Origin of the sequence: Lentzea sp. (assembly GCF_036380075.1) — a bacterium.
Classification (GTDB): domain Bacteria; phylum Actinomycetota; class Actinomycetes; order Mycobacteriales; family Pseudonocardiaceae; genus Lentzea.
Genome location: NZ_DASVFL010000262.1, coordinates 1 through 7,533, shown reverse-complemented (window position 1 = coordinate 7,533; position 7,533 = coordinate 1). Strand labels below are relative to the sequence as shown.

Genomic DNA, 7,533 nt, shown 5'->3' with positions numbered 1-7,533 from the left:
GGCGTCTATCGCCTTTCGGCGCGATATCACCAGGCGCTGGCCGAGCTGATGTCCTTCAACCAGCCGGCGAAGTCACGCACCTTCCCGGCACGCGACGATTCCCGGGACTGAGATGCATTCGGAAGGGAGGGGCGGCATCGTTCCTCTCTCCCGAGCACTCGCCTGACGAGATCAGATCTTGTCGGCCGCCACGTCCGCGAGGTTCACGCGAGACGACCGGAACGTGATGTGCGAGTACTTCGCGTTCCGGGAGTTCCCGGCCGGGATGTACTCCTCTCGAACGGGAAGACCGTTGTCGGCGTTGATGGTGAGCACGGACGAGTGGTCGCCGCGACGGTCAGGTCCTCCCAGGCCACCAGACCCAGCACCTCCCCGCTCCTCCGGTCTGAGGCGCGTCAGCGCCTTACGCAGCGGCACCTGCGCGACCACACGGGAGTCCACAGCAGGCCAGGGGTCCCGATCGCCGGTCACACCGGCGAGGTCCGGCGGGGCTTCCCGGACAGGGTCGAGGTGCCGGTGCCGCCGCAGCTTGTTCAGGACGACGCAGTACAACCACGGCCTGGCATCGGAGTACGAGCGGTTGTAGCGCGCACGAGACTCGAGGGCGTCGTTGTCCCCGCGCAGTGATCTTTCGATCAGCTCCGCGGCTGACGGCATGAAGCTCATCGGGGTCGCTTTTCCCTCACACCCCCTACTTGTCGAACCGCGCCGAAAGCGTTAGCAAGGCCGGAAGACTCCCTCTCGACACCGCTACCGACTGCGAACCGCACGCTGCGCCGGACTCCCTGCCCGAAAGGCCTTTCTTGGCTGCCCGAACACCTCTGATCACGTCGACGCGAGCATCCTCCCCGATCCCGTGGCCGTCTTCCCGGTTCGTCAGGCACATGACCGTCTGGAGGGAATGCTCATGGAAAATCCCGGTGCGAGAAGGATTCTGGCGATGGCGGCGGCGACCGTCGCCGCGTTGATCGCGGCCGTGCTGCCGGCCTCGGCCGGTCAGGACTCGGCACGTCAGGCTCCGGCACAGCAGGACTCGGCGCAGCAGTGCGCCGCGGGTGACCTCACCGTCAGGATCGCCGAGGGGCACTCCCCGCTCCCGGATCGCTACAGGTCGTTCATGGTGATGTTCAACGGCCGCAAGGGTGTGGACTGCCGGCTCAGCGGTGGACTGGCCAACGTCCGGTTCTACGACGCGAACAACCAGCGGATGAACGTCCCCTTCCTCAACTACGCCTATCTGACGCCCCCGTACGAGTCGGTCCACGTGAGCGAGACCGGCACCGCCTACGTCTACATCAAGGCACCGAAGGGAGGCACCATCGACTTCCCGGTGGCGAGGATGTCCTTCGACGTGCCCACCTCGCCGCGGTCCGAGATGAGCACCACGTGGCCCAGCAGCGTCAACGGGCCGCTGGAGTTCGGGAAGATCATGAGCGGCGTGAGCTGATCTGCTGACGACCGGTGTCCGGCCGGTGCGTCATCGCGCACCGGCCGGGCACCGGTCGACCGCGTCACTAGACCTGGTTTCGCCCGCCGTCCACGAACAGGTCGGACCCGGTGACGTAGGAAGCGTCGTCGGAGGCCAGGAACAGCACCGCGGCGGCGACCTCCTCCGGCCGGCCCACTCGCGGCAGCGGGATGGTCGAAGCGCCGACTCGCTGGAACTCGCGGGCGGCCGGGTCGCTGCTGGTGTCGATGTAGCCGGGGCTCACCGCGTTCACCCGCACGCCCCGGCCGCCCAGCTCCACGGCGAGGGTGCGGGCCAGCGAGCGGGCACCTGCCTTCGCCGCGGAGTACACGCCGAGGCCCGGCATGCCGGCGGTGGCGCCGATGGAGGACATCAGCACGACCGACGCGTGCTCGTTCAGCTCCGGCGCCAGGGTTTGCACCGTCAGGTAGGGGCCGCGCAGGTTCTGCGCCAGCACGGCGTCCACCTCGTCCGGGCTGACCTGGCCGAACGGGGTGTGGCTGCCGCTTCCCGCGTTGGCGAACAGCACGTCCAGTCCCCTCCCCCGCTCGCGCACCGCCGCCAGCAGCTCGGTGAGGTGTGCGGGGTCGGCCGCGTCGCCGCGCACGCCGGTGGCCGACGGACCGAGCCCGGCCACGACCTCGTCCAGCACGTCGGCACGTCGTCCGGTGACCAGGACGTGGGCTCCCTCGGCGACGAACCGGCGTGCGGTGGCCAACCCGATTCCGGCCGTGCCACCGGTGATCACCGCGGTGCGGCCGTCGAGCCTGCCCACGTCAGGCCGCCAGCGACGGGTAGTCGAGGTATCCCTCGTCGGTGCCGCCGTAGAAGGTGGAGTTGTCGGGCTCGTTGTACGGGCCGCGCCGGGCGATGCGGTCGCCGAGGTCCGGGTTGGCGAGCCAGGGAGCACCCAGCCCGACCAGGTCGGCGCCGGCGGCGAGCGCGTCGGCGACCCGGTCGTGCGGGGTCTCCGGTTCGGCGGTCCGGTGCGGGTTGAGCAGCAGCACTCCCGGCCAGAGCTTGCGCACCAGCGCGGTCAGGTCGCGGCGCCCCGGCGACTCCGAGACGTCCAGGAACGCCAGGCCGTCGCCGGCCAGCTCTCCCAGCAGGGCCTCGTAGAGCTCCTCGCTGTCGCCCTCGTTGATGCCCTGGATGGTGCTGGCGGGCGAGACCCGCAGCGACGTCCGGTCCGCGCCGGCCGCGCCAGCCATCGCCCGGACGGCCTCGACGACGAACCGGATGCGGTTCTCGGTGCTGCCGCCCCATTCGTCGGTGCGCAGGTTCGTGTCCTGGCACAGGAACTGCTGCGGCAGGTAGCCGTTGGCCGCATGCAGCTGCACGCCGTCGAAGCCCGCCGAGATGGCCAGCGAGGACGCCGTCGCGAAGTCCTCGAGCGTGGCCCGGATGTCGTCGGCGGTCATGGCGTCGGGCACCGGGTGGTCCCGCATCCCGTCGGGCGTGAAGGTCTGGCCGGGTGCCGCCACCGCCGAGGGCGCGTGGCCTGCCAGCCCGCCCCGCATGCTCGGGTGCCCGGTGCGGCCGCCGTGGAACAGCTGCAGGTGGATGGTGCCGCCGGCCTCGTGGACGGCGTCGGTGACCTGCCGCCAGCTCTCGGCCTGCTCGGGCGTCGCGATGCCCGGCGTGGTCGGGTAGGCCTTGCCGCGCAGGCTGATCTGGGTGGCCTCGGTGACGATCAGGCCGGCTCCGGCGCGCTGCCGGTAGTACTCGGCGATCGCGGCGGTGGCCAGCCCCTGCTCGGTGGCGCGGCTCCGGGTCATCGGGGCCATGGCCAGGCGGTTGCGGACGGTCGTGGCACCGACCCGCAGGGGCGAGAAAGCGTTGGTATCACTCATAATCCTCAGCTTCGGCCGGAGCCGCTCGGTTGCCAACCGGCCGGTAATGGACTTACTGTGGGTAAGTGACCAGGTCGACGGCAGTGAACCCGCAGGTGATCGACTCGTCGAGCTGCGAGGTGGCCGGTGAGATCATGAGCTTCGTCTCACGGCGCTGGACCTCGGCGATCATGCTGGCCGGTTCCCGGGGCGCGCGGCGGTTCAGCGAGTACCGGCGCATGGTCGGCGGCATCTCCGAACGCATGCTGTCGGTCCGCCTGGCCGAGCTGGAGCAGCACGGCTTGGTGCGCCGCGAGGTGGTGCCGAGCATGCCAGTGCAGGTGCTGTACCACCTGACCGACCGGGGCCGGCGGCTGCTCGGCGCGGTGGACGCCATGACCCGGTGGGCGCACGACACGGACTGAGCTGTCGCTAGCCCAGCACTGCCCAGCCGTGACCGGGCAGTTCCACTGCGCCCTCTCGCACCGTCGCAGTCCCCAGCAGCAACGACGAGGGCGGCGGCACGGTCAGGCGGGCCGGGGCCGGCCTCAGGTTGAGCAGGGTGAACAGGCGGTGTTCGCCATCCGTCGCCTCGAACACGGCAGTCGTGTTGGTGACCTGCGAGGCGGTGGTGCGCGCGGTGTGCAACCACGGGTGACGTCGGCGCAGGCCGATGAGGTCCTGGTGCAGCCTGAAGGTGTCCTGGCCCCAGGGCGCGAGTCCAGCCGGCCCCTCAGCCGGGTAACGGGGGCGGATGTCGTCGTCGCCGCCCACCCGGTCTTCCTTGACGCCGCGGTACGCCTGTTCGTCGCCGTAGTAGACCGAGGGGGTTCCTGCGGTGGTGAACAACATGGCCAACGCGTGGGGCAACAGGTGCTCGTCGACCTGGCTGGCGATGCGGGTGACGTCGTGGTTGCCCACGAAGGTCAGGGGCACGAAGGTGTCGAGGAAGCCGCAGTGGCGCTGCAACGCCCACGCCAGCTCGTGCAGGTTGCGGTCGCGGAGAGAGCTCCAGATGCCCTTCCACAGCTCGTACTGGGTGACCGAGTGCATGCCGGTGTGCTCGACGATCTCGGTGTAGTCGCCGTGGATGACCTCACCGACCAGGTAAGCCTCGGGGTGGCGGTCGCGCACGCGGGCCAGGACGTCGGCCCAGAAGTCCTGCGGCACGGCGTAGGCGGCGTCGAGACGCCACCCGTCCGCACCGGCGTCGAGCCAATGGCACATGACCTCGGTGATGTGATCACGCACGACCGGTGAGGCGTGGTTGAGCGTGGGCAGGTGCGCGTGTCCCTCGAAGTGGGCGTAACCGTCACCGGTCAGCTGGAACCACTCCGGCGACGGGCCTTCGGCGAACGCCGCGAACCCGCGTCCGACGTGGTTGAACACGCCGTCGAGCAGCATCCGCAGACCCCGCTGGTGCGCGGCCTCGACGAACCGGTCGAAGTCGGCGCGGTCGCCCAGGCGTGAGTCGACGCGGAAGTAGTCGACCGTGTCGTAGCCGTGGGTCTCGGAGGCGAACACCGGCCCCAGCGCGATCCCGGACACGCCCAGCGAGATCGCGTAGTCCAACCAGGTCTCCAGCTGGGGAAGCCGGTGCGTCGTCCCGTCGGTGGCGGCCGGTTCGGCCCCGGTGAACCCGAGCGGGTAGACGTGCCAGAAGATCGCGTGCCGGATCCACTCCGGTTCGCTCACCATGCCCTGCCCCTCACCGTTGACCGGACGCCAACGCTATAGGGCCTGTGATGCGTGTGCTCGCGGCGAATCCGCACGCAGTCACAACACGAACAGGAGGGACGGAGCTCGGCCACCACGACCACAGCTCCGCCCCTCCTGCCGCAACGGCACACCCGGAGGATGCGCCGGTTACGTCACTTGTCGTCCGGGTTCGCGCACAGGCCGCTGTCGTTGCCGGCCAGGACCGGCACCGCGATGACGTTGACGTCGATGAAGCAGGCGTTCACGTCGCTGAGCACCTCGGAGTCGTCGAGGTTGACTCCGCCGACCTGGTGGGTGAGGTCCAGCTCCGGGGCGTCGGCCATCGCCGTCGAGCCGATGCCCATGAAAGCGCCCGCGATAGCGATGGCCGCTCCAGCCTTCTTCAGCACGAAATTCTCCTTGAAATGTGTTCGATCGCAGATTCGCCAAAAGTCACAGGCGACGATCTCGACCGAACCGTATCGAAAAGCCGCGGATGCACCAAATCGCCCGGAACTCACTCCCAGACGCAGAACAGCTCTCCCTGACACCATCGAGGGACATCAAGAAGAAAAGAACCCACCGAAAGTGTGAGAACAAGCCGCCGGCACCACGGACCCCGGCGAGCAACGCACGACGTTCGGACTACTGCTGGAGCGGAGTCTCCGACGTCAGTTCTCGTCGGGGTTCGCGCACAGCGCGCTGTCGTTGTTCGACAGGACCGGCACCGCGATGACGTTGACGTCGACCTGGCACACGTTGATGTCGCTGAGGATCTCGGAGTCCTCCAGGTTGACGGCGCTGACCTGGTGGGTGTGGTCGTACTCCGAGGCGAGGTCCTGCAGCTCGGACACCTCGCCGCCCTGCGTCGCGAACGCCGGGCTGCCGATCATCAGGAAACCCATGCCGGCGGCGGTCGCGGCGACAACCTTCTTGAGGTTCACAATGCACCTTTCTCAGGACGAAACACGATCTGATTTGATGATTCAATGAAGAGAAACGGAACCCGGCAAACCCGCTACAGCCCCGTTTCACCCGCACCGTATCCACGTCACTTCGCCGCACAAAATCACCCGTCACGCGATGGTGTTAACGGAGACCGATGTTCACGCCATCGAGTGGCCTGCAACTATTCTCATCGCAGTGGACACGATCTGAAACAGGACGCTCGCAGCGGCCGCGGTGGCGGGATCACCGCAGACCGGGAGAATGGGGCCACCACACCGGGTCCGCTCGGCGGTGTCCGGGGCCTGACCACTCGCGGAAGGCGGTCATCGTGCCACTCGCCCACCCGTCCGATCCCCGTCGCCCAGGCCGTTCCCACGTCGAAGCCAACCCCGTGTTCCTGCGCGAGCCCGGCGGCATCCCGCGCGACCGCATGCCGGACGGCGAGCTCGACGCCGACACCGCCTACCAGGTGGTGCACGACGAGCTGATGCTCGACGGCAACTCCCGGCTCAACCTGGCCACCTTCGTGACCACGTGGATGGAGCCGCAGGCCGCGAGGCTGATGGCCGACTGCGTCGACAAGAACATGATCGACAAGGACGAGTACCCGCGCACCGCCGAGCTGGAGCAGCGGTGCGTCCGGATGCTGGCGGCGCTCTGGCACGCCCCGGACTCCGGCAAGCCGACCGGTTGTTCCACCACCGGTTCCAGCGAGGCGTGCATGCTCGCCGGCCTGGCGCTCAAACGCCGCTGGCAGCATCGCCGCCGCTCGGCCGGGCTGCCCGCCGACCGGCCCAACCTGGTGATGGGCGTCAACGTCCAGGTGTGCTGGGAGAAGTTCGCGAACTACTTCGACGTCGAATGCCGCCTGGTGCCGATGGAGGGCGAGCGCTTCCACCTCACCGCCGACCAGGTCGCCGGCCACTGCGACGAGAACACGATCGGTGTGGTGGCCGTCCTCGGTTCCACCTTCGACGGCAGCTACGAACCCGTCGCCGAGATCTGCGCCGTCCTGGACGCGCTGCACGCCGAACGCGGCTGGGACGTCCCGGTGCACGTGGACGGCGCGTCCGGCGCGATGATCGCCCCGTTCTGCGACCCCGGCCTCGTGTGGGACTTCCGGCTGCCCAGGGTCGCCTCGATCAACACCTCCGGCCACAAGTACGGGCTCGTCTACCCCGGCGTCGGCTGGGTGCTCTGGCGCGACGCGGCCGCGTTGCCCGAGGACCTCGTGTTCCACGTCAACTACCTCGGCGGCGACATGCCCACGTTCGCCCTCAACTTCTCCCGGCCCGGTGCCCAGGTCGCCGCGCAGTACTACTCGTTCCTGCGCCTGGGCGTCGAGGGGTACACGCGCGTCCAGCAGTACAGCCGTGACGTGGCGACGAGTCTCGCCGACCGCATCGCCGCCCTCGGCCCGTTCCGGCTGCTCACCCGCGGCGACCAACTGCCCGTCTTCGCCTTCACCCTGGCCGACGGCGAGACCGGCTTCTCCGTCTTCGACGTCTCCGCCGCCCTGCGCGAAAGCGGCTGGCTGGTCCCCGCCTACACCGTCCCTGCCCACCGCGAGGACCTCGCCGTCCTCCG

The 7,533-nt window shown here is 69.0% G+C and carries 9 protein-coding genes; 3 read left to right on the top strand and 6 right to left on the bottom strand.

Features of this window, described 5'->3' with window-relative positions:
- Positions 1 to 171: 171 nt before the first annotated feature.
- Positions 172 to 666 (bottom strand): hypothetical protein, encoded by a 495-nt coding sequence (locus VF330_RS28510; RefSeq protein WP_330854774.1) that lies wholly within the window; start codon positions 664 to 666, stop codon positions 172 to 174.
- Positions 667 to 940: 274 nt separating this feature from the next.
- Here VF330_RS28510 and VF330_RS28505 point away from each other — a divergent pair, with 274 nt between their 5' ends.
- Entirely contained in the window at positions 941 to 1,447 is a 507-nt protein-coding gene (locus VF330_RS28505) for a hypothetical protein (RefSeq protein ID WP_330854773.1), read from the top strand.
- Positions 1,448 to 1,514: 67 nt separating this feature from the next.
- Here the strand turns inward: VF330_RS28505 and VF330_RS28500 are convergent, their stop codons facing one another.
- Together VF330_RS28500 and VF330_RS28495 are read right to left on the bottom strand one after the other, a co-directional pair.
- Complete coding sequence (locus tag VF330_RS28500) at positions 1,515 to 2,243, bottom strand: SDR family NAD(P)-dependent oxidoreductase (RefSeq protein ID WP_330854772.1); 729 nt, start codon at positions 2,241 to 2,243, stop codon at positions 1,515 to 1,517.
- A 1-nt stretch (position 2,244) separates the two neighbouring features.
- Positions 2,245 to 3,321, bottom strand: a complete 1,077-nt coding sequence (locus tag VF330_RS28495; RefSeq protein ID WP_330854771.1) for an alkene reductase — start codon at positions 3,319 to 3,321, stop codon at positions 2,245 to 2,247.
- Positions 3,322 to 3,386: 65 nt separating this feature from the next.
- Between VF330_RS28495 and VF330_RS28490 the strand changes: the two genes are divergently transcribed.
- Positions 3,387 to 3,725 (top strand): helix-turn-helix domain-containing protein, encoded by a 339-nt coding sequence (locus VF330_RS28490; RefSeq protein WP_330854770.1) that lies wholly within the window; start codon positions 3,387 to 3,389, stop codon positions 3,723 to 3,725.
- 7 nt (positions 3,726 to 3,732) lie between these two features.
- On the opposite strand, the gene VF330_RS28485 is transcribed toward VF330_RS28490, so the two are convergent.
- From VF330_RS28485 to VF330_RS28475, 3 genes are all read right to left on the bottom strand, one after another.
- Positions 3,733 to 4,998, bottom strand: a complete 1,266-nt coding sequence (locus tag VF330_RS28485) for an alpha-amylase family glycosyl hydrolase (RefSeq protein WP_330854769.1) — start codon at positions 4,996 to 4,998, stop codon at positions 3,733 to 3,735.
- A 173-nt stretch (positions 4,999 to 5,171) separates the two neighbouring features.
- Positions 5,172 to 5,408, bottom strand: coding sequence for a hypothetical protein (locus VF330_RS28480; RefSeq protein ID WP_330854768.1), 237 nt, complete (start codon positions 5,406 to 5,408; stop codon positions 5,172 to 5,174).
- 261 nt (positions 5,409 to 5,669) lie between these two features.
- Positions 5,670 to 5,942: a hypothetical protein gene (locus tag VF330_RS28475; RefSeq protein WP_330854767.1), complete on the bottom strand. Its 273-nt coding sequence runs from the start codon at positions 5,940 to 5,942 to the stop codon at positions 5,670 to 5,672.
- 332 nt (positions 5,943 to 6,274) lie between these two features.
- On the opposite strand from VF330_RS28475, the gene VF330_RS28470 reads away from it, so the two are divergent.
- Positions 6,275 to 7,533, top strand: a 1,259-nt coding sequence (locus tag VF330_RS28470) for a glutamate decarboxylase (RefSeq protein WP_414675471.1), incomplete at its 3' end; no start/stop codon positions are given.

What these genes read in the sequence shown, in the direction of transcription:
- VF330_RS28510 (WP_330854774.1), bottom strand. Translation starts at nt 666, where the DNA reads ATGAGCTTCATGCCGTCAGCCGCGGAGCTGATCGAAAGATCACTGCGC.
- VF330_RS28505 (WP_330854773.1), top strand. Translation starts at nt 941, where the DNA reads ATGGCGGCGGCGACCGTCGCCGCGTTGATCGCGGCCGTGCTGCCGGCC.
- VF330_RS28495 (WP_330854771.1), bottom strand. Translation starts at nt 3,321, where the DNA reads ATGAGTGATACCAACGCTTTCTCGCCCCTGCGGGTCGGTGCCACGACC.
- VF330_RS28485 (WP_330854769.1), bottom strand. Translation starts at nt 4,998, where the DNA reads ATGGTGAGCGAACCGGAGTGGATCCGGCACGCGATCTTCTGGCACGTC.